Below are 22,449 nucleotides of genomic sequence, written 5' to 3'. Positions count from 1 at the left end.
ACTCTAACCTTAACGTAAACGTCAATATTCTCTGCGGCACGACGCTTGGGAGAATTTCGGAACCTTGAGCGACGGGCGACGTTTTCAACTCAGAGACTGCAAACGAGAAGACCAACAGGAGGTACACCATGCTGCACCAGGACAACAACCAGAACAGCCGTGATCCGAACGTCAAGGATACACCATCGCTGATTGCCAGCGACCGTGTCGAAGGCACCCGCGTCTATGGCGCCGATGCCAAGCATATCGGCTCGATTGAGCGCCTGATCATCGGCAAGAAGGACGGCCGCGTCGCCTATGCAGTGCTGAGCTTCGGCGGCTTCATGGGCATCGGCCACGATCATTATCCGCTGCCGTGGGACAAGCTGTCTTACGACACGCAGCTCGATGGCTACCGTATCGACCTGACCAAGGAACAGATCGAAGGCGCCCCGCGTTATGCGGATGATGACGACAGCTGGTACAACGACAATGGCCGCCGGGTCTATGACTACTACGGCGTGCCGCCCTACTGGATGTAATGTCTCCCGCTAAGCCGAAACGGAAGGCTCCTGCAGCTTGCGGGGCCTGAGTTTCGAAAGGCCTCCGGCACCAGCCGGAGGCTTTTTCGATTCATGCGTCAACCTCTGGCAACAAGGTCGTTGGCGCATCGAAGGATAGTTCCAACGGTGATATCAGCGGGAGCGATCGTCGCTTGCGTCTGCACCCGGAACACATGGCTCTCGCCCGGCAGCAATGTGACCAGCATCGAATCCACCACCGCATCGGGATCGAGACGATCGACCATCAGGCAGAGATCCTTCAGCAAGCTCACCGCCGTCACCGTGATATCGCAACCGCCGGCGCGCCTGCTCACCGAGACGCTGAGCGTCGGTTTCGGCAGCTTCAGCGCGATATCCTCGACGAAATAATGAAACGCCCGCCGATCGAGCATCTGCACGACGATCACCTCGTCATTCTTATCCCCTGCCGTCGCAATATCCTCCGGCAAGGCAAATGCCTTCGCCTCGAAGCGATCGCAGAGCAGCCGCCAGAACTCGAATTCGGCCAGCACCGTTCCATCCAGCTTCAGCCGCTTGCCCGATATTTTCGCCCGCCAGAACAGCGTCCGCTCGTTCACCGCAACGGTGGCCAGCCCGCCTTCGCGCGGCTGGATCGTCAAAAGCCGCGGATCGAAGGCCTGCTGCATCGCAAACCACAAAGGCTTGCGCCGCCCAGCCGAATCCAGCGCTGCCCATGAAGTCACCGGCCAGCAATCGTTGAACTGCCAGACGACGGCGCCCTTGCAGATATCGCGGTGCGAACGCATGTGCTCGACGGCAAAGCGGATGGCGCGCGCCTGGTTGAGCTGCGTGGCAAAGTGCCAGTCGTCCATCGTCTGCGGCTCCGGCAGGTGGCCGGAAAGCCCGCTGAGCAGCTTGTCGTTTCCCTGCGTCGCCTTCTGATGATGGAACACGCCGTTTGAAACCGGCGTCAGCGGGGCGTCGTGCACGCTCTCTTCCAGCGTCGCCCAGTTCGGCGGCGCCTGCCAGCCGAATTCGGAGCAGAAGCGCGGGATGTAGTCGCGATAGACCTCATAGCCGACATCGTTCCACACATCCCAGATGTGCTTGCACCCATGCTCATCGGCATTCGGCGCGATCTCCATCGTGCCGGAGTAGGGGCTGCCGGGATAATAGGGCCGCCCGGGATCGAGTTCGGCACAAAGCCTCGGCAGGATATCGAGATAATAACCCAGCCCCCAGCTCTCGCCGTCCTTGATGATCGGCCGCCAGCCCCACTCGTCAAAACCCCAGATATTCTCGTTGTTGCCGTTCCAGACGATCAGCGAGGCATGCGGCATCAGCCGCACGACATTGTCGCGCACCTCCGCCTCGACCTCGCTGCGCAACGGCTCTTCCTCGGGATAGGAGGCGCAGGCAAACAGGAAGTCCTGCCACACCAGCATGCCCGCCCGGTCGCAAGCCTCGTAGAATTCGTCCCGCTCGAAAATCCCGCCGCCCCAGACGCGCAGCAGGTGGATGTTGGCGGCCTTCGCCTCGTCGATGCGTGAGACGTAGCGCTCCGCCGTCACCCGAGACGGGAAGCAATCATCGGGGATCCAGTTGGCACCGCAGAGAAACAGCGGCACGTCGTTGATCACGAAAGTGAAGGCCGAACCGTGCGCATCCGCCGACGTATCGAGCCGCACCGAGCGAAAGCCGATCTCCTTTGCGTAGCCATCGAGCAGATCGCCGCTGGCACTGGCGCGCAATTCCAGCCGCAACGGATAGAGCGGTTGCGCTCCAAGATGATGCGGCCACCAGATCTGCGGCGAGGGCACCCGCACCTCGAAGCGGACCTCATCGGTTCCCGGATCCACCGCGACATCCTGCGTGACGCCGGCAATACTCGCCGTAATCCTGCAGGCACCGGCAGCGCCCTGCCGCGCGATCCGCGCATGCACCGTCACCAGCCCATCGCCACCGGCAAGCGTCGCGGACACCCGCGTCTCCGCCAGCCGCGCCCGTGCCCAGCTTTCCAGCCGCACCGGCTTCCAGATGCCTGATGTGACCAGCGTCGGACCCCAGTCCCAGCCGAAATTGCAGGCCATCTTGCGCATCAAGTTGCCGGGGCCGGGATAGTTGTTCGGCCGGTAGCCATAATGCGCTTCCATCTCGGCGCCATAGGCATAGGCCGAGCGGAAGGTGACGCATAGTTCGTTTGCCCCCGCCTTCAGCAGTTCCGAAACATTGAAGCGATAGGTGCGGTGCATGTTGAAGGCCTGGCCGATCTCCTCGTCGTTGAGCGAGATCGTCGCCACCGTGTCCAGCCCGTCGAACACCAGTTCGTGCACCCTCTCGCCATCGGGCGCCGCGTCGAAGCTGCAGCGATAGGTCCAGTCCTCGCGACCGATCCAGTCGTTGGTGATTTCGTTGACGTCGATATACGGATCGGGGATCAGTCGCTCGGCCAGGAGATCGAGATGCACGCAGCCGGGCACAGCCGCGGGAATGGATTTCGGCAGTTCCGGCTTACCTGCAACGTTGCAGGAAAGGGCCCAGCCGTGTTTCAGCTCAGTTTTCTGGATCATCAGGAACTCTTAGAGATAACGGCCGTGGCGCTGCAGGACTTCGATCTTGTAGCCGTCCGGGTCGTTCATGAAGAAGAACAGCGCCAGCAGCTTGCCGTCGCGGTTGAGCTCGACCAGCTTGCCGGGGTTGAGGCCCGCATCCGTCAGCCGCTTGTGCTCGACGGCGACCTCATCGACCGAGACCGCCAGATGACCATAGCCATCGCCGAGATTGTAGGGCTCGACGCGTCCCTTGTTGACGGTCAGCTCCAGCTCGAAACCGGTCTCGGCGTTGCTGAGATAGATTAGCGTGAATGTCTCGAAATCGATGCGGTCGGCGATATCGAGGCCGAACACCGTGCTGTAGAATTCGACCGAGCGCGCCTCGTCGAGAACGCGGATCATCGAGTGTATCATCTTGGCCAAGGCAGCCTCCCGTCTGGCATGTCAGGCCGCTTTGGTAGCCGCTGGATCAGGCCGCGCGCAAGCCCATTCTTCGCGTCATCGCGCTTTCCACCAGCCCCATCGCATCGTAGATCAGCAGTGCCATCAGCCCGACGATCAACCCGCCCTGCAGGATGAAGGCGGTGTTGTCGGAAATCAGCCCGGCGATGATCACTTCGCCCAGCCCCTTGGCCGCCACCGTTGAGCCGATCGTCGCGGTGCCGATATTGATCACCGTCGCCACCTTGATGCCCTCGATGATCAAGGGCAGCGCCAGGGGCAGCTCGACGCGAAACAGCCGCTGCGTCGGGCTCATCCCCATGCCATCGGCGGCATCGAGCACGGCGGGCGAGACCTGATGCAGGCCCGACACGGTGTTTTCGAAAATCGGCAGCAACCCGTAGAGAAACAGCGCGATCAGCGTCGGCCCGGCGCCAAAACCCATCGCCGGAACCGCAAGCGCCAGCACCGCCACCGGCGGAAAGGTCTGCCCGGCATTGGCAATTGCCCGCGACAGCGGCAGGAAGTCCGCGCCGCTCTTGCGGGTCACGAAGATGCCGCCGGCAATGGCGAGGATCGCGCTGCCGACGATCGAGATCAGCACCAGCTGGATATGCCCGAGCGCCAGCGATGGCAGGCTGCTCTGGGTGTAGACCGCAGGCGCGTTGTTGTTGGTCAGCGGCACCAGCAGGAACGACAGCCACTCGGTCCTGAACAGCAGGATCAGCAGCAGCGCCAGCGCTGCGACGCGCAAGAGATTGGCGGTGACGAGCTTCATTCCTTGCGGCCCAGCTCGAGCAGCTGCGACATCGAGATCGAGCCGACCGGCTCCTTTGCCGTATCCTCGACCGCCGCCTCGTCGATCCCCTGCCAGATCATCTCGGCCAGCGCATCGCGCAGGCTGAGTGACTGCGGCAGCGCATCGACCAGCCCGGCCTTCGCAGGCGCCATGCTCGATTTCAGCGGCAGCAGCGACATCCGCTTTAGCGCCCGGTCGGTCGTTCCGGTCAGCTGTTGCACGAAGGGATCGGCGGGTTCGGTGATGATCTTTTCCGGCGTTGAATATTGCAGCAGCTTGCCCCCGCGCATCACCGCAATCCGGTTGCCGAGGTGAAATGCCTCGTCCATGTCGTGGGTGACGAGAATGACCGTGGTGCCGAACTGCTGCTGGATCGCCAGCAGGTCATCCTGCGCCTTGCCGCGGATGACAGGATCGAGCGCTCCGAACGGTTCGTCCATGATCAGCACCTCGGGCTCCGCCGCCAGCGCCCGGGCGACACCGACGCGCTGCTGCTCGCCACCGGAAAGCTGGTGCGGATATTTGCCCGAGAAACTCTTCGGATCGAGGTTGAACAGCCCGAGCAGTTCCTCGACGCGCGCATCGATCCGGGCGCGCTCCCAGCCGAGCAGCTGCGGCACCGTGGCAATGTTCTGCGCGACGGTGCGGTGCGGAAACAGCCCGTTGCCCTGGATGACATAGCCGATATTGCGGCGAAGGTCCGTTTCCGGCACGTCCATGACATTGCGGCCGCCAACGAAGATCTCGCCCTCGTTCATCGGCACCAGCCGGTTGATCATCCGGATCAGCGTCGATTTGCCGGAGCCCGAAGTGCCGACGATGACCGTGATCGTTCCCTTTTCGACCGCCATCGAGACATTGTTGACCACGGTCGTGTCGCCGTAGCGCTTGGTGACGTTGCGGATCTCGATCATGCTCATGCGGCAGGTCCCCGTAGGCTGTCGGCGACCGCATCGAGGATGACGGCCGAAGAAAAGGCGAAGATGACGGTCGGTACGGCGCCGAGCAGGACAAGGTCCATGGCGGTCTGGCCGAGCCCCTGGAAGATGAACACCCCGAAGCCGCCACCGCCGATCAGGGCTGCCACCGTCACCAGCCCGATCGCCTGCACCAGCACGATGCGGATGCCGGTGAGGATCACGGGCAGCGCCAGCGGCAGGTCGATCCCGGTCAGGATCTGCCGCCGCGTCAGGCCCATGCCGGCCGCCGCATCACGCACCGCCGGATCGACGCCTTCGAGCCCGACCACGGTGTTGGCAACGATTGGCAGCAGCGAGTAGAGCACCAGCGCAATCAGCGCCGGCGCCGCCCCGATGCCGCTGATGCCAAGTGCTGCAGCCAGCGGAACATGGGTTGCGAGATAGCCGAGCGGCAGCATCAGCAGGCCGAACAGCGCCAGGCTCGGAATGGTCTGGATCAGGCTCAGCCCCTGCAGCAGCGCTGCCCGGAGCTTCGGCACCCAGAAGCAGAGAATGCCGAGCGGCAGGCCGATCACCACCGATATCGCCAGCGAGCCGAAGGCCAGCTGCACATGCGTCAGCGCCTCCGCCCAGAACTGATCGCCACGATTGGCGAACTCCCGCATGATCGACAGGCTGTCGAGCAGGCCGGAGCGCAGGACGATGCCGAAGAGGCACCCATAGACAACGAGCGCGCCGATCCGCATCCATGGCGTCAGGCGAATCTTCACCAGCGCATCGGAAGCAACCAGCGCGACCACTGCCAGCAGCACCCAGAACCCGCCGCCCGGCGTCATCCGCGCCACGGTGCTGCCCTCAGGCGTGAACGCCGTCGCCACCAGTCCGATGGCGGCCATCAGCGCGGCCAGACAGAGTGTTGAAATCACCAGCCGAACAGTGGCGTTTGGCAAGAACAGCACGGCGCAGGCGGTCAGCACCAGAAGTAGGGTGAGAATGACAGCGGAAGGCTGGTTCAGCAGTTGCATCAGCAGCATCGGCTTGCCGGCCGCGATCCGGTTTGCCTTCACATAGATGAATGGCAGAAGCCCCGTTGCGGCAATGCCGGCAACAACGAGAACGACGCCGAGCCGGTCCAGCTTGCGGACCGCTAAGGTTTCTTCCATCGATCCATCCCAGTATGGAAAGAAAATTGGCTCCGCCTCTGCGTGAGAAGCGGAGCGTCATCTGCCTACTTCAGGAAGCCTTTTTCCTTCAGATAGGCTTCAGCCACGGCCTTCGCCGGCTCGCCATCGACCTGGATCTTGCCGTTCAGCTTGCGCAGCTCATCGGCCGTCAGGCTCTGGAAGATCGGTGCCAGGATTTCTTCGATCTTCGGATTGGCCTTCAGCACCTCCTCGCGGATGATCGGCGTCGGCGCGTAGACCTGCTGCACGCCCTTGTCGTCTTCAAGAACCGTCAGTTCCGCCGCCTCGATCGCGCCGTCGGTGCCATAGACCATCGCCGTATTGGCACCATTCGTCTGATCGGCAGCCGCCTTGATGGTCGCCGCCGTATCGCCACCGGACAGCACGATTTCCTGGTCCTGCTTCAGCGCAAACCCGTAGGTCGTCTGGAACGCCGGGAGCGCGCCCGCGGTATTCACGAACTCGGCCGACGCCACCAGCTTGGCATCGCCCCCGCCGGCGACCCACTTGCCGAAATCGGACATGCTCTTCAGGCTGTTCTTGCTGGCGACATCGTTGCGCACGGCAAGCGCCCAGGTGTTGTTGGCAGGCGAGGGCGTCAGCCAGACGATCTTGTTGGCGTCATAGTCCAGCTTCTTGGCCATGTCGTAGCCCTGCTGCAGGTTCTTCCAGGCAGCATCATCGGGCTTGTTGAAGAAGAAGCCGGCATTGCCCGTATACTCGGGATAGATATCGATCTCACCGGCGGTGATCGCCTTGCGAACGACAGGTGTTGCACCCAGCGCGATGCGATCCTTCGTCTTGATGCCGTTGGCATTGAGCGCCAGCGCAATGACGTTGCCGAGCAATGTGCCTTCCGTATCGATCTTCGATGAGACGACGACATCGGCGGCGTGAACGGTGCCCGCCGCGAATGCGGAAAGCGATACGGCAAGTGCGATACGTGTAAACATGACCATCCCCTTAATCGTTAAAACGCGCAGAAAGCCCTGGCGGAAGGCTTCCCGCGGATAAAATCACCTGACAAAACGACCGCGGCCGCAATCTGCCGGACGACATTGCGTAACTGAAATAGTGTGCGCGATCGAAAAATCGATGCGGTTGCGAAAATTGTATCCATGTCCCGGCGTAAGTCACGGGCGGTGAGTGCTTTTTGGCCACCGCGCTCCCCGCGCCATTTTCAGCCACTCGCAAAATCGGTGTCTTAGTGCTAACCCAAACTCGAAGCCTTGGCTTGGACAATCCTGTTGCAAATGAGCATGAGGCAAACGCGGGAGGAGACGACGTGACGATCTTGCTTGAGGTATGTGTGGATAGCCCCCGCGGTCTGGCGGCGGCAATCGAGGGTGGTGCCAATCGCATCGAGCTCTGCTCGGCGCTCGAGGTCGGCGGTCTCACCCCCGTTGCCGGCATGATGAAGGCCGCTGCTGCTGCTCCCATTCCTGTTTACGCGATGATCCGCCCGCATGCCGGCCCCTTCGTCTTCGATGCCGGCGATGAAGCGGCGATGATGGCCGATATCGATGCCGTCCGCGCATTCGGCCTTGCCGGCGTCGTCATCGGCGCCAATCGTCAGGATGGGACGCTCGACATGCCGTTGATCCACCGGCTGAAAGCCCACGCCGCCGGCCTCGGCTCGACGCTCCACCGCGCTTTCGATCTGGTGCCGGATGCCGATGCGGCGCTGGAGCAGGCGATCGAGCTCGGTTGCGAGCGCATCCTCACATCCGGCTGCATCCCGAAGGCGATCGATGGGCTGGAGACCCTGGCGCGTCTGTCGAAAAATGCCGCCGGCCGCATCTCGATCATGCCGGGCAGCGGCGTGCGCCCGGCCAATGCCCTGCAGATCCTGCGGGCCACCGGTGCCCGCGAAATCCATGGCTCCTGCAGCTCGCCGGTCACCGATGTCGATGCCCGCGCCGTCGCCTTCGGTTTCGAAGCGCCATCCGCCAACCGCACCGATGCCGCCATCGTGCGGCAGATGCGTGAGGCGATCGATTCTCTGTAAAGCAGTCTCAGGAAAAGTGCCCGGCGGTGTTCCGTCCGGGACTGCGAACGACGGAAGAGTTTAACCGGAAACCTTGATCACGGCCTTGATCAACCCGCTCTTTTCGTGCGCCCAGCGCGCCAGATCGCGCGGCGCATCCGATAGCGTCGTGCGATGGGTGATCAGCCGATCGACCGGTACGAGGCCGTTGGCGATCGAGGCGGCCACATGTTCGAAATCGATGCGCGTCGCATTGCGGCTGCCGATCACCATCATCTCGCGCTTGTGAAACTCGGGGTCGGAAAAGCGGATCTCGTCCTTGACGACGCTGACCAGAACCAGCGCCCCGCCATGAGCGACGAAGCCGAACGCCTTTTCCATCGAGGGACCATAGCCGGTGGCATCGAACACGACATCGAAACCGTCGCCATCCGTCTTTGCTTTCACGGCGTCCAAAGTCGTGTCGCTGGCAACGATGCCGGATGCAAATCCGAAACGTTCAGCCGCCATCTCCAACCGCTCTGCGCTGGTATCGAGCAACGTCACCGCGTGTCCGGCAATGCGCGAAAAGATCGCAGCCCCAAGTCCGATCGGGCCGGCGCCGATGACAAGCGCCCGCGAGCCGGCCGGCGCCATCGAACGGCGCACTGCATGCGCCCCGATCGCCAGGAATTCGACGGTTGCCGCGGCTTCGAGGCTCAGCCCCTGCGCTGCATAAAGATTGCCGGCCGGCACCGTGATCTCCTCGCAGAAGGCACCGTCGGTGTGAACGCCGAGCACCTTTATATCGGTGCAGCAGTTCGGCTTGTCGTGCCGGCAGGCAACGCAGATGCCGCAGGAAATGTAGGGGTTGACGATGACAGGCGTGCCGATGGCGATCTCGACGCCATCGGCTGTCTCCATCACGGTTGCCGAGATCTCGTGGCCCATCACACGCGGATATTCGAGAAACGGATGCTTGCCTTCGAAGATATGATAGTCGGTGCCGCAGATGCCGACATGGCTGACCGCGAGCCGTACCCAGCCGGGCTCAGGCGTGCCGGGCGAGGGGCGCTCGACGATCTCGAGGACGCCAGGTTGTTGGCAAAGCACGGCTTTCATGGCGTATCCCGCATTCGATGGAGAGAAAAAGCCGGCCCTGAAGCCGGCTTCCGATATTGGTGCTTACGAGCTGCGACGGCGGCGCAGCTGGTCGAAGTAGACGATCACGATGATCAAAAGGCCGGTGATGATGCGCTGCCAGAACGAGTTGACGTTGAGCAGGTTCGCACCGTTGTTGATGGTCGCCAGGATGAAGGCGCCGATCAGCGGGCCATGCACGGAACCGACCGCACCGAACAGACTGGTACCACCGATGACCGACGAGGCGATCGCCTGCAGTTCCCAGCCGTCAGCCTGCGTCGCATTGCCGATGGCGATGCGCGAGGCGAGCAGCACGCCGACGAAGGCTGCGAAGGTCGCCGACAGGATGTAGGCCATGTAGATGATGGCGCTGACCCGGACACCGGAAAGACGCGCCGCTTCGCTGTTGGAGCCGACCGCGAAGAGATAGCGGCCCCAGCGGCTGAGATGCAGCAGCACGTAGGAGGGTATCGCCACCAGGATCACCATCCAGAACAGGCTGGGGATGCCGAGGAAATTGGCCCGCGAGAAGTTGGAAAAGGCTTCGTTGGTGATGTTGATCGACGAGCCGTTGGTGATCAGCAGCCCGAAGCCGCGCAGCGCCGTCAGCGTTGCCAGCGTGATGATGAACGGCGGCAGGCCCATATGGACGATGCCGAAGCCGTGGAAGGCGCCGATCGCCACACCGAAGGCCAGCGTTAGCAGGATCGCCGCCCAGACAGGGAAGCCCGCCTGCAGCAGGAAGGCGACGATGACCCCGGCAAAGCCGACGATGGCGCCGACCGAAAGGTCGATGCCGGCGGTGATGATGACGAAGGTTTCACCCAGGGCTAGGATTGCCGTCATCGAGCCCTGGCGCAGCAGGTTGCTGATGTTGAGCGGCGTCCAGAAACTGTCGGTGACGACGCCAAGCGCGATCCACAGCGCCACCAGCAGGCCGATCAGCGTCAGCCCGAACAGGATGTTCACTTTTCGGCGCTGTTTCGGCGCGGGAACTTCTGCGGGGGTTACGGTCATGGTCTCTCTCCCTCTTATTCTTCTGCTCAGACGCCGATCGCTTCGCTGAGCACTTGTTCATGTGACGCCGCGTGAAAGGCGTGGCTGGCGACGAGATTGCCGGTGCGGAACACGTGCAGTTCGTCGGCCAGTTCGTAGACTTCGGGCAGATACGACGAGATCAGGATGATCCCGGCGCCCGATTGCAGCAGCCGGGCAAACAGCCGGTAGATTTCCGCCTTGGTGCCGACATCGACGCCGACGGTCGGTTCGTCGAAGATGAACAGCCGCGCGCCGTGGCTCAGCCACTTGCCGATCACCACCTTCTGCTGGTTGCCACCGGACATCGCCGATACCAGCACACGCCGGCTCGGCGTCTTGATCGAGAGGTCGCGGATCTGCTGGTCGGCATTCTTGGCTTCATCGGCGAGACTGATCACCGGCCCCTTGCTCAGCCTGTCGAACACCGGCAGGTTGATGTTGAGGCCGATCGGCAGGTTGAGACAAAGCCCCTGGTCGCGGCGGCTTTCCGGCGCCAGCGCGATGCCCAGCTTCATTGCCGTGCGTTCGTTCTTGATGTTGACCTTGCGGCCCATCCAGTGGATCTCGCCCGCCGTCGTCTTCTCGCGGCCATAGAGCCCGAGCGCGAATTCGCTGCGCCCGGCCCCGATCAGCCCGTAAAGCCCGACGATCTGGCCGGCCTTCACCGACAGCGACACGTCGTTGAACCCGGGCCCGGAGAGCCCGCGCACCTCGACGATCGGCTCGCCGATGGCGATCTTTTCCTTGTGATAGATTTGCTCGATCGAGCGGTTGATCATCAGTGCGATCAACTCCGCATCATTGGTCTCGCCGATCAGGCGGGTGCCGACATGGGTGCCGTCGCGCAGCACCGACACGCGGTCGGCAAGCTCGAACACTTCTTCCATGCGGTGGCTGATATAGACGATAGTCACCCCTTCGCTCTGCAGGCGGCGGATCAGCTTGAACAGCTGCGCCGATTCCTGGCGGGTCAGATAGGCGGTCGGCTCGTCGAAGATCAGGAACTGGGTGCCGCGCATCGCGGCACGCGCGGTTGCGACCAGCTGCTGCTGGCCGATCGTCAGTTCGCTCAGCAGCACGGCGGCCGGCAGTCCGAAGCCGAGATCGTCGAGCACGGCCTGCGCCATGTTGACCATCTGCTTCTTGCGCATCAGGCCGAACGTGTTGACCTCGTCGCCGAGAAACAGGTTGGCAGCCACCGTCAAATGCGGGCAGAGCACGACTTCCTGGTGGACGGCATTGATGCCGCGCGCGATCGCCTCGTTCGGCGTTGCCAGCGCAACAGGATGGCCGCACCACAGCACTTCGCCGGCGGTTCGGGTGATGACTCCAGTCAAAAGCTTGATCAGCGTCGATTTTCCGGCGCCGTTTTCGCCGACGATCGCGTGAATTTCGCCTGCCAGAAACGTCAGCGTCGCCGGCTTCAGCGCCTGGACGTAGCCGTAATTCTTCTGCAGGCCCTTGAGTTCGAGGATGGGCGTACCCGCCGGAATGCGGTTTGCCTCTTTCAGCGTGGCGCTGTCATCGTGGCGATGACTGATCTCTTCCAGGCTCATGGACGTGTTCTCCTCCTCGCAAATTCAGTCTCTCCGCCCGTCGTCCGCGCTCCCCGGAGCAGACGATGACACCGGCAAAGAAGAGGCCGCGCGCGATTGCTCACGCGCGGCCGGATAGCTGGTTACTTGATCTTCGGGTTCAGCAGGGCGTCGATCTTCGGATCGGCCATGTTGGCCTTGGTCACCAGGTTCGCACCGGTATCGACGCTGGCTTCGACCTTCTCGCCCTTGGAAACGGCAAGTGCGGTTTTCACGCCGTCATAGCCCATGCGGTAAGGGTCCTGCACCACGAGGCCGGCAAGCGCGCCGTCCTTGAGGAAGCCGACCGTCTTGTCGTCGCTGTCGAAGCCGATGACCTTGACCTTGTCGCCGAGCTTGTTCTCGGCAATCGCCTGGCCAACGCCCTGCGCCATGATCAGGTTGGACGCGAACACGCCGACGATCTTCGGGTTGGCGGTGATCAGGTCGGTCATGATGTTGAGGCCGGTCGTTGCCTGGCCGTCAGCATACTTGTCGGCAACCACCTTCAGGCCCGGATACTTGGTCTTGACCTGATCGAGGAAGCCTTCGCGGCGCTGCTCGAGCGAGCCGGCACCAGGGGTGTTGGTGATGATGACGACATCGCCTTCATCCTTGCCGGTCATTTCCTTGATCGCAGCGGCAAGACCATCGGCAGCGATACGGCCGCCCTGGACGTTGTCGGTGGTGAGGAACGACTTGAAGGCCTTGGAGTCGGCGCCGGAATCGATGCCGATGATCGGAACCGACTTGGCAGCTTCGTCGATCGGCTTGCCGAGCGCCTTGAATTCGGTCGGCGAGATGACGATCGCAGCCGGCTTGCCGGCAACGGCGTTCTCGAGAATGCTGATCTGGCCGTTGACGTCGGTTTCAGCCTGGGCACCGAGTTCCGGCACCTTGACGCCGAGATCGGTACCGGCCTTGCGGGCGCCGGCCAGAACGATCTGCCAGTAGAAGGATGTGGTGTCCTTGACGATAATCGGAATGGTCACGTCTGCCGCAAAGGACGGCATCGGCACGGCAGTTGCCATGACGGCAGCGCCGGCGAGAGCGGTAAAGGCTCGACGAGACAGAATGGATTTCATGCGCATGTGGGTTCTCCTCTCAGGTGCGTTCTCCTCCTGGAAATCCCTCGCGAACGCGTACGAGAGACTTTTATCGATAAAAAACATTTCCCGTTTTGAAGCTAGCCGAGGCCTGCCCCAATTGCAAGTCTGCGCCGGTAAGCCCTTTGGCTCGTTCTTGGCAGCACGTGCAACCGGTTATCAATCGAGATGCCGGGCGCCTAAACCCACTGGCATCCTCAGTCCGTTCAACCCTTCGGCGCCTCGTCCTCCGTGACCAGATGCCCTCCCGGACATCCGGCCTCAAAGGCGCTTGAAGTTGATTAATGAAACAATGGTTCCGTGTGATTGTCAATACGGAATGTTTGTTCCATTTTTAATCCATCATCCCCAGAACACGTTCTCGGGAAGCACGACGCCCTTCTTCAGGATCAGGTTGCCGTAGAGACGAAATTCCGTGGTCGCGACAATGTAGGCGGCCTTGCGCGAGCGCTCGTAAAACGCAAACCGCTCCAGCGTCGAAACCGAAAAATCGCCGGCGCGCTTGGAGACGATAGCATCGAATTCCTTGCAAACCTCCGGCACCGCCGTCGGATCGCCGACCACCTCCATCCGCCATGCGGATTCGGGCACGAAGGTGTCGAGCGGCATATGGGTGAGGATCGCCTCGGCCATGGCGGTGGCGGTGACGCCATCGGCGCGGATCATTTCCGGGCCCATGGTAAAGGATGGAAAATTGGCGTCGGCAATGACGATCTCGTCGCCGTGGCCCATGCGGGCGATGGCGCGCAACAGGTCGGGGCTGAGAACCGGGTGAATTCCTTTGAGCATTCTATTCTTCCTTAAACGCGGACTGCTTCGTCGCCGAGTGGCGGCGCGACGAGCGTGAAACTATCGAATTCCGGGTAGATCGTCTCCGGCAAAATCGGTGTGAACAGCTCCATGTTGCGCGTCAGGCTGGAGGCCTTGGCGGTGCCGATCAGCACCGAGGAAACCACAGGGTCGCGCAGCGGAAACTGCAGGGCAGGGGCCGCCAGCGGCACGCCGTTCTTCGTAGCCACCGCCTCCATCCCCCGCACCTTGGACAGCACATCGTCGGTTGCCGGCATATAGTCGAAGTTCGCGCCCGGCACGGCACCGGTCGCCAGGATGCCCGAGTTGAAGACCCCGCCGACCACCAGCGACGTCCCCTTCTGGCGACAGAGCGGCAGCAGCTCCGCCTCGGCCGACCGGTCGAGCAGCGTGTAGCGCCCGGCCATCAGGATGCAGTCGATATCGGCGTTGCGCATCACGTCGAGACAGACCGGCACCTCGTTGACGCCAAGCCCGAAGGCCTTGATCGCCCCCGATGATTTCAGCTGTTCCAGCGCCTTGATGCCGCTGTCGAGGAACTGCTTCAGATAGACCGCGTTCTTCGCCGTTCCGTGCGTGTAGCCACCGATGTCGTGGACATAGAGGATATCGATCCGGTTCAGCCCCAGCCTGGCATGGCTGAACTCGACCGAGCGCATGATGCCATCGTAGGAATAGTCGTAATCGGCATCGAACGACAGCGGATCGACATAGCTGTAGTCAGGAACGGTCCCGGTCGGCACCGGCCGTAGCAGCCGCCCGACCTTGCTCGACAGCACCCATTCCGCTTCCGGCTTGCCGCGCAGGAAATCGCCGACATGGCGCTCGGCAAGACCAAGCCCGTACCAGGGTGCGACGTCGAAATAGCGGATGCCGCTATCCCAGGCCGCATCCAGTGTTTCCATCGCCTGTTCCCGCGGGCAGGCGCGATAGAGACCGCCGAGTGCTGCGGCGCCGAAGCTCACTTCGGTCACCTCCAGCCCGGTCTGGCCGATCCTCCTCGTCTTCATCATTCCTCCTCTGAAGACACAGTCTGCTTATGCTTAGAGCGTTGCTCCCAGATGCCACGGCACGAACTCGTTATCGCCGTAGCCGAATTCCTCGCTCTTGGTCTTCTTGCCGGACGCTGTATCGATGATCAGGTTGAAGATCTCCCGGCCCTTGCCGGAGATCGTCGCATCGCCGCTGGCGATCGTGCCGCAATCGATATCCATGTCTTCTTCCATCGAGGCATAGAGCGCAGAGTTGCTCGACAGCTTGATCGATGGCGCCGGGCGACAGCCGAAGCAGCTGCCGCGGCCCGTGGTGAAGGCGATCATGTTGGCGCCGCCGGCAACCTGTCCCGTGGCCGAGACCGGATCGTAGCCGGGGGTGTCCATGAACACCAGGCCGGGTGCCGTTACCCGCTCGGCATAGCCGTAGACAGCCGTCAGCGGCGAGCGCCCACCCTTGGCGACAGCGCCGAGCGACTTCTCCAGAATGGTCGTCAACCCGCCGCGCTTGTTGCCGGGCGAAGGGTTGTTGTCGAGCGAGGCGCCGTGCATCGCCACGTATTTCTCCCACCAGACGATCTTCTCGTCGAGCTTGCGGGCCACCTCGTCGCTGACCGCGCGGCTGCGCAGCAGGTGTTCGGCGCCATAGATCTCCGAGGTCTCCGACAGGATCGCCGTGCCGCCCGCTGCCGCCAGAAGGTCGGCCGCGACACCCAGCGCCGGATTGGCAGTGATACCGGAAAAACCGTCGGAACCGCCACACTGCATGCCAATGATGATATCGCTGATCGGCAGCGCCACGCGGCGCTCCCTGCCGACATCGTCGGCGATTTCCTTCAGCATGCCCATGGCGCGCTCGACGGCGCGGCGCGAACCGCCGGCATCCTGGATGTTGAAATGGCGCTTCGAGGCACCGGCGCCGCTCTGGCCGTACAGCGTCAGCTGGTTGACCTCGCAGCCGAGCCCGATCATCAGCACGCCGCCGAAGTTCACATGCCTGGTATAGCCGGCCAGCGTCCGGTGCAGCACCGCCATGCCGTCGCCGGTCGAACTCATGCCGCAGCCCTGGTCGTGGACGATCGGCACGAAGCCGTCGATGCCTTCGTAGAGCGGCAGCAGCGTCCGGTTTGCCGTGTCGGCAATCGCCCGGCAGACCGTGGTGGAACAGTTCACACTGGCGATGATGCCGATATAGTTGCGCGTCGCGGAGCGCCCGTCGGCGCGGCGGAAGCCCATGAAGGTCCGGGCGCGATCTTCTGCACTGGCCTCTTCCGGCGCCGAATTGGCCGTGGCGGCAAGACGGTCGTTCTCGAAATGCAGGTTCTGGCTGTGAATATGGTCGCCGGCCTTGATGTCTGCGGTGGTGCGCCCGATCGCCTGGCCGTACTTGACGACGGCTTGGCCGAGCGCGATATCGGTCAGCGCCACCTTGTGGCCGGGGTCGATCTTCTCGCGGGTCACAATGCCCGCGACCGTCTCGCCGGCAGCGATGGCAGCCGTTGCAACGGCAACGTTGTCGCCGGCGGACAGGATAATCCAGGGGTCTTTCTTCAACGTCTCTCTCCCAAGCGAAACACTCGCTGCATCGGCGAATGCGCATTGCTTTTGTTTTTTATCTACAATAAACATTTTCAAGTCAACGGGATTATTGATCCTGTGGACGAGGGAGGCAAACAGCCGCACGCGATCCAAAATAAGATAAGGATTGCCGAGAGATAAGCTTCTGCCATGTGCCTGGTCCCGCCTGTTGCGGGCCCTTGACGCGTGAAGCAGGGCAAGAAGGCGGGATGTGAATGGCTAGGCAGAATACGGTCTTCAAGGAAGCGTACAACCGCTATGTCGTGGCGTTGCGCCCGGAAGAAGCCTTGCCGTCGGAGCCCGATATTGCAGCACAGCTCGGCATCAGCCGCAGCACCGCGCGCGCCATCCTCACCCGTCTCAACGACGAGGGCATCATCAGCTGGAACAAGCGCCAGAAGGTGGTTCTGCGCGCACCCGTCGAAGCCGATCTGTTTCCCTCGGAAGAGACGGATTCTCTGCACAACATTATCGAGCGCAGCTTCATGCAGCGCATCCTGTCCGATGATGCCGCCCCCGGCACCCAGATCAACGAGCTGGAACTCGCCCGCGATATCGGCACCGGCACGACAAGTGTGCGCGAATTCCTCATCCGCTTCTCCCGCTTCGGGCTGATCGAAAAGCGGCCGAACAGCCACTGGATCCTCAAGGGCTTCACCCGCGAATTCGCGTTGGAGCTGGCCGAAGTCCGCGAGATGTTCGAGCTGCATTCGGCTGCCGAATTCGGCAAGTTGCCTGGTGACAACGACGCCTGGCGGGCGCTGGCGGAGATCAAGGCCGAGCACCACGCGATGCTGAAGGATCTCGACCACCGCTACAAGGAATTCTCCGCCCTCGACGAGCGCTTCCACCTTTTGATCCATGGCGCCGCGAAGAACCGTTTCATCGCCGATTTCTACGACGCCATCGCCATCGTCTTCCACTATCACTACCAGTGGAACAAGGCCTTTGCCCGCCAGCGCAACGAGCGCGCCATCCACGAGCATCTCGATTACATATCGGCGCTGGAATCGCGCGACCCGGCAGCCATCGAATTCTCCTGCCGCCTGCACCTGCGCTCGGCCCGCCAGACCCTGCTGCAATCGCTGCCGCAAAGCCCCGCCGAAAGCGACAGCTTACCGAAGTAACAAAGGCACCTTCGTGCCAGCGCTGCCTATTCGCTCACATGCGGTTTCGCCGGCGCTGAGCCGATCACGCTCTTCACCTTCTCGCGAGACCACTGGAACACCACATAAAGCACCGGGATCAGGAAAATCCCGACCATCGCCGCGCCCAGCATCCCGCCGAACACCGCGGTGCCGACGCCACGGCGGCTGAGCATGCCCGCCCCCTCGGCGATCACAAGCGGGATCAGGCCGGCGATGAAGGCAAAGCTCGTCATCATCACTGCGCGAAACCGCTCCTTGGCGCCTTCGACGGCCGCTTCCGAAATGCCGAGCCCATGCTTTCGCCGCTCCATCGCGAACTCGACGATCAGAATGCCGTTCTTGGCGGCCAGCGCGATCAGCACCACGAGGCCGATCTGGGCATAGAGATTATTGTCGAGCCCGGCGATCTTCAGCGCCAGCATCGCGCCCGCAATGCCCGCCGTCACCGACAGCAGCACCGCGATCGGGATGCTCCAGCTTTCATAGAGCCCGACGAGAAACAGGTAGGCGAACAGCACGGCAAGGCCGAGAATGATCGTCGTCTTGCCGCTCGCCTCGATTTCCTGCAGCGCCGTTCCGGTCCATTCGTAGCTATAGCCCGGCGGCAGCGTCTTCGCCGCCACACCTTCCATTGCCGCAATCGCCTCGCCGGAACTGTGGCCGGGTGCCGGCCCGCCATTGATCGTGGCGCTCGAATAGTTGTTGTAGCGCACGATCTGCTGCGGCCCGAGGATCAGCCGCGCCTGCGCGAAGGCTTTCACCGGCACCATCTGGCCGCTGCTGTTGCGCACGTTGATGTTGTAGATGTCGTCGATCCGCGCCCGCGCCGATGCCTCGCCCTGCACGGTGACCTGCCAGGTGCGGCCGAACATGTTGAAGTCGTTGACATAGGAGCTGCCAAGCACCGCCTGCAGCGCGCTGAACACATCGGACACCGTGATGCCGAGCGTCTGCACCTTCTCGCGATCGATATCGAGATAGAGCTGCGGCGTGTTGGCGCTGAAGGTGGTGTAGACCCGGCTGAGCGCCGGGTTCTGGTTGGCCGCGAAGATCAGCCCGCGGGCCGCCTGCGCCACCTCCGCGGCATTGCCGCCGCCGAGGCTGAGCAGCTGGAATTCGAAGCCGCTACCGGTGCCAAGCCCGATGATCGGCGGGAGGTTGTAGACGATCACATTGGCATCGCGGATCGACTGCAATTCGTTACTGAGCTTGCCGATCAGTCCGTTGACGGACAGCGCCGTCGTCGTCCGGTCGGCAAAGGGTTTCAGCGTCATCACCAGCAGGGCCGCGTTCGACTTCACCTGCCCGTCGAGCAGGCTGTAGCCGACGACGGACATCACGCCCTGCACACCCTCGGTGTTGCGGATGATCTCCTCGACCTTTTTCGCCGCAGCGTCGGTGCGGTTCACCGAAGCACCCTCGGGCAGGATGATTTCGCCGAAGATGGCGCCCTGGTCTTCCGATGGAAGGAAGCCGGTCGGCGTCGTCTTGAACAGCCAGCCGGTCGCGGCCATCAGCCCGACCAGCAGAACCAGCCCGAGCACCGCCAGCCGCACCAGTCGCCGCACGATCGAGGCATAGCCGTCGCGCGCATGGTCGATCCCCTTGAGGATATAGCGGATCGGCCCCCATTTCGGCCCATGCTGCTGCTTCAGCAGCACCGCGCAAAGCGCTGGCGACAGGCTGAGTGCGTTGATCGCCGAGATCACCATCGACACCGACACGGCCACTGCGAACTGGCGGAACAGCTCGCCCGAAATGCCGGGAATGAAGGCGACCGGGATGAACACCGAGAGCAGCACCAGCGTGATCGCGATGATCGGCGCGGTGATCTCGCTCATGGCGCGGCGCGCGGCCTCAGCCGGCGTCGCATTCGGGTCCTTCTCCATATGCGCTTCCACCGCCTCGACCACGACGATCGCGTCGTCAACGACGATGCCGATGGCCAGCACCAGCGCCAGCAGCGACACGGTGTTGGCCGAGAAGCCCAAAGCCATCATCACCGCGAAGGTGCCGATCAGCGACACCGGCACGGCAATCAGCGGGATCAGCGTGGCGCGCACCGAGCCGAGGAACAGGAAGACGACGATGACGACCAGCACGAAGGCCTCCAACAAGGTCTTGACGACTTCGTGAATGCTCTCCTCGACGAATTTCGTCGTGTCGTAGGTGATTTTGTAGCTCACCCCTTCGGGGAAGGCGGGCGAGAGCTTGTCCATCAGCTGGGTAATCGCTTCGGCGGTGGCAATCGCGTTGCCGCCGGGCGACTGGTAGATGCCGAGAACGGCAGCCGGCGTCCCGTCCTGCCGGCCGATCTGCTCGGCCCCCTTCGGCGCCAGCTCGACGCGGGCCACATCGCGAATGCGCACGAACGAACCATCAGGCTGGGCGCGCAGAACGACGTTGCCGAACTCCTCGACGGTGGCAAGCCGCCCCTTGGTCTGGATCGTCAGCTGGAATTGCTGGTCGGGCAGCGCCGGTTGGGAGCCGATGCGGCCGATCGCCGCCTGGATGTTCTGGCCCTGCAGCGCCGTGATGATGTCGTTCGGCGTCATCGCATAGCTGGTCAGCCGCTCCGGCGTGATCCAGATCCGCATGCTGTAGTCCCACGGCGTCAGCAGCGTCACGTCGCCGACACCCTTGATGCGCTTCAGCCCGTCGATGATGTTGATCGTCGCGTAGTTGGATAAAAACAGCTGGTCGTGATCGCCACTGGACGACGTCAGCGCAATCAGCTGCATCAGCGCCGACGACTTCTTCTTGACGCTGATGCCCTGGGCCTGCGCCTCCTGCGGCAGCTGTGCCTCGGCAAGGTTGACGCGGTTCTGCACGTTGACGGTGTTGATATCGGGATCGGTGCCGACCGCGAAGCTGATCGTCAGCGTATAGCTGCCGTCATTGCCGCTGGTCGATTTCATGTAGATCGCGTTATCGACGCCGACAACGCGCGACTCGATCGGCTGGGCGATCGATTGCTGCACCACATCGGCGCTGGCGCCGGGGTAGCTGATGCTCACCGACACCTGCGGCGGCACGATATCTGGAAACTGGGCGATTGGAATGAGCGTGAGCGCGACCAGACCGGCAATGGTGATCACGAGTGAAATGACGACCGCGAGCCGCGGACGATCGATAAAAATCCCCGACAGCATGGCTTATGACCCCGATTTGGCTTCAACGGGCGCAACGACCTGCCCCGGACGAACCTTCTGTATCCCTTCCGTCACCACCAGATCATCTGTCGTCAGCCCCTTGGCCACGGAGACATCGGAGCCTTCCATCCCCCCCGGCACGATATAGCGAACCTCGATCTTGTTCTCTTTCGTCACCAAAAGCACATAGGGGCCGCCCTGATCGATCTGCAGCGCAGCCTGCGGAATGACCAGCACCGGCTGCGCCTTGTCGCCCTCGACCTTGACGTCGACAAGCTGGCCATCGATCAGCAGCCGGTCCGGATTGGCAAAGCTTGCCCGCACCAGCACGGAATCGGTGCCCTGGTTGACGGTGACATCGACGAAGTCGATCTTGCCCACCTGCCCATAGCGGCTACCGTCGGCAAGCTCGACATAGACCAGTGCGCCGGCCTGCTGGCCCGCATGTTTCTTGCGGATGTCGAGGATTTCGCGCTGTGATACGGTGAAGCTCACGTAGATCGGATCCTGGCTCACCACCGTTGCAAGCGGATTGCTGGAGGCGCCGACGAAATTGCCGATCGAATATTGCGCAGCACCGACGCGTCCGGCAATCGGCGTGCGGATCTCTGTGTAGCTGAGGTCGAGCTGTGCCTGCGTCAGCGCCGCGTTCAGCTGGTCGAGTTGGCCGCGGGCCTGCTGTTGCTTGGCAACCGCGAGATCCAGCTGCGATTGTGGCGTCGCACTCTTGGCCACCAGCTCAGTCTGTCGCTTGACCTCGATATCGGCGAGCGACAGCACCGCCTGCGATGCCTCGATATTGCCCTGTGCTTGGGCGACGGCCGCCGCATATTGCCCCTTTTCCATCACGAACAGCAGATCGCCGGCTTTGACGTCCTGCCCGTCCTCAAACAGTTTCTGTTCGAGAAAGCCATCGACCCGGGCGCGAAGATCGACCTTGTCGATCGCTTCCACACGTCCGCTGAAAGAAGCCGAGGGGCGCAGATCTTTTTCGACGGCTTTGACGACAGTGACGCTGGGGGGTGGCGCGCCGCTGGCCGCCTGCTGGGCGATTGCGCCGGGGAGTGTGATAAAACCGGTAACGGCCACCGCGGCCAATGCAAAGGACAGACGCATACAATTTCGCATTGCATTCCCCTCAATACCCATTGCCGAAGCCGCCTGAGAGTGTGCCCTAAGTCAGCAACTGTCAATGTATAGTCGGCTTTGAATTTCTATATTAACGAGAGTTGTTCGTTGGTTAGGCGGTTCAATGCGCAGGCTGTTCTTGAATGGCTGCATGACAACGCGGAAGCGCGCGCCCTGCGCTCGTAAAACCTTCGGCCTTGCTTCAGGCACAAAAAAAGCCCGCTTGAATGCGGGCATGGTCCGAACGAAGGAAGACCGGGAAACGCAATTCAACGGGACAGCTCTAGCATCTCGCGCAGAGGCCGGCACGTCCGCCGTTTGGATGAGTTGCAGGCAAGGTCGATCGCCTGTCAGACAGGTGTCGCGGCGAGCGGACGACCGGGCAAAATGAAACGAGATGCAGCCGATTGGATCG

Annotated in this window: 18 protein-coding genes; 3 read left to right on the top strand and 15 right to left on the bottom strand. The window is 62.5% G+C overall.

Annotation, left to right across the window (positions count from 1 at the left end):
- Positions 1-128: 128 nt before the first annotated feature.
- Positions 129-521 (top strand): PRC-barrel domain-containing protein, encoded by a 393-nt coding sequence (locus GVL52_RS11175; protein WP_160006972.1) that lies wholly within the window; start codon positions 129-131, stop codon positions 519-521.
- 98 nt (positions 522-619) lie between these two features.
- Here GVL52_RS11175 and GVL52_RS11170 read toward each other — a convergent pair whose 3' ends face one another.
- From GVL52_RS11170 to GVL52_RS11145, 6 genes are all read right to left on the bottom strand, one after another.
- Positions 620-3,073, bottom strand: coding sequence for a glycoside hydrolase family 2 protein (locus GVL52_RS11170; RefSeq protein WP_160006969.1), 2,454 nt, complete (start codon positions 3,071-3,073; stop codon positions 620-622).
- 9 nt (positions 3,074-3,082) lie between these two features.
- Entirely contained in the window at positions 3,083-3,478 is a 396-nt protein-coding gene (locus tag GVL52_RS11165; RefSeq protein WP_160006966.1) for a VOC family protein, read from the bottom strand.
- A gap of 46 nt (positions 3,479-3,524) precedes the next feature.
- Complete coding sequence (locus GVL52_RS11160) at positions 3,525-4,274, bottom strand: ABC transporter permease (RefSeq protein ID WP_160006963.1); 750 nt, start codon at positions 4,272-4,274, stop codon at positions 3,525-3,527.
- Positions 4,271-5,215: an ABC transporter ATP-binding protein gene (locus tag GVL52_RS11155; protein WP_160006960.1), complete on the bottom strand. Its 945-nt coding sequence runs from the start codon at positions 5,213-5,215 to the stop codon at positions 4,271-4,273. Before GVL52_RS11155 ends, GVL52_RS11160 begins: the two co-directional genes overlap by 4 nt.
- Positions 5,212-6,378, bottom strand: coding sequence for an ABC transporter permease (locus GVL52_RS11150; protein ID WP_160006957.1), 1,167 nt, complete (start codon positions 6,376-6,378; stop codon positions 5,212-5,214). Before GVL52_RS11150 ends, GVL52_RS11155 begins: the two co-directional genes overlap by 4 nt.
- A 65-nt stretch (positions 6,379-6,443) precedes the next feature.
- A complete protein-coding gene (locus tag GVL52_RS11145; RefSeq protein WP_160006954.1) occupies positions 6,444-7,352 on the bottom strand; it encodes an ABC transporter substrate-binding protein in 909 nt (302 codons plus the stop codon).
- Positions 7,353-7,684: 332 nt separating this feature from the next.
- On the opposite strand from GVL52_RS11145, the gene GVL52_RS11140 reads away from it, so the two are divergent.
- Positions 7,685-8,407, top strand: a complete 723-nt coding sequence (locus GVL52_RS11140; protein WP_160006951.1) for a copper homeostasis protein CutC — start codon at positions 7,685-7,687, stop codon at positions 8,405-8,407.
- Positions 8,408-8,467: 60 nt separating this feature from the next.
- On the opposite strand, the gene GVL52_RS11135 is transcribed toward GVL52_RS11140, so the two are convergent.
- The 7 genes from GVL52_RS11135 to GVL52_RS11105 all read right to left on the bottom strand — a co-directional run bounded on the left by GVL52_RS11135 (position 8,468) and on the right by GVL52_RS11105 (position 16,582).
- Positions 8,468-9,487 (bottom strand): zinc-binding alcohol dehydrogenase family protein, encoded by a 1,020-nt coding sequence (locus tag GVL52_RS11135; protein ID WP_160006949.1) that lies wholly within the window; start codon positions 9,485-9,487, stop codon positions 8,468-8,470.
- A gap of 63 nt (positions 9,488-9,550) precedes the next feature.
- The gene (locus GVL52_RS11130) at positions 9,551-10,525 is read right to left on the bottom strand and encodes an ABC transporter permease (RefSeq protein ID WP_160006946.1); all 975 of its coding nucleotides are present in this window, start codon (positions 10,523-10,525) and stop codon (positions 9,551-9,553) included.
- 26 nt (positions 10,526-10,551) lie between these two features.
- Entirely contained in the window at positions 10,552-12,102 is a 1,551-nt protein-coding gene (locus tag GVL52_RS11125) for a sugar ABC transporter ATP-binding protein (protein ID WP_160006943.1), read from the bottom strand.
- Between the two features lie 122 nt (positions 12,103-12,224).
- Positions 12,225-13,211, bottom strand: coding sequence for an ABC transporter substrate-binding protein (locus GVL52_RS11120; RefSeq protein ID WP_160006940.1), 987 nt, complete (start codon positions 13,209-13,211; stop codon positions 12,225-12,227).
- Between the two features lie 357 nt (positions 13,212-13,568).
- The gene (locus tag GVL52_RS11115) at positions 13,569-14,015 is read right to left on the bottom strand and encodes an RbsD/FucU family protein (RefSeq protein ID WP_160006937.1); all 447 of its coding nucleotides are present in this window, start codon (positions 14,013-14,015) and stop codon (positions 13,569-13,571) included.
- 11 nt (positions 14,016-14,026) lie between these two features.
- Entirely contained in the window at positions 14,027-15,046 is a 1,020-nt protein-coding gene (locus tag GVL52_RS11110; protein ID WP_160006934.1) for an aldo/keto reductase, read from the bottom strand.
- Between the two features lie 33 nt (positions 15,047-15,079).
- The gene (locus tag GVL52_RS11105) at positions 15,080-16,582 is read right to left on the bottom strand and encodes a UxaA family hydrolase (protein ID WP_160006932.1); all 1,503 of its coding nucleotides are present in this window, start codon (positions 16,580-16,582) and stop codon (positions 15,080-15,082) included.
- 239 nt (positions 16,583-16,821) lie between these two features.
- Between GVL52_RS11105 and GVL52_RS11100 the strand changes: the two genes are divergently transcribed.
- On the top strand, positions 16,822-17,733 hold the full coding sequence (locus tag GVL52_RS11100) for a GntR family transcriptional regulator (protein ID WP_160006929.1): 912 nt from the start codon (positions 16,822-16,824) through the stop codon (positions 17,731-17,733).
- A 26-nt stretch (positions 17,734-17,759) separates the two neighbouring features.
- Here GVL52_RS11100 and GVL52_RS11095 read toward each other — a convergent pair whose 3' ends face one another.
- Both GVL52_RS11095 and GVL52_RS11090 read right to left on the bottom strand, forming a co-directional pair.
- A complete protein-coding gene (locus tag GVL52_RS11095) occupies positions 17,760-20,906 on the bottom strand; it encodes an efflux RND transporter permease subunit (protein ID WP_160006927.1) in 3,147 nt (1,048 codons plus the stop codon).
- 3 nt (positions 20,907-20,909) lie between these two features.
- Complete coding sequence (locus GVL52_RS11090; RefSeq protein ID WP_160006924.1) at positions 20,910-22,034, bottom strand: efflux RND transporter periplasmic adaptor subunit; 1,125 nt, start codon at positions 22,032-22,034, stop codon at positions 20,910-20,912.
- Positions 22,035-22,449: the final 415 nt, after the last annotated feature.

Source organism: Rhizobium sp. 18055 (genome assembly GCF_902706285.1).
Classification (GTDB): domain Bacteria; phylum Pseudomonadota; class Alphaproteobacteria; order Rhizobiales; family Rhizobiaceae; genus Rhizobium.
The sequence above is the reverse complement of the archived record's forward strand: the minus strand, read 5'-3'. Positions and strand labels throughout refer to the sequence as shown.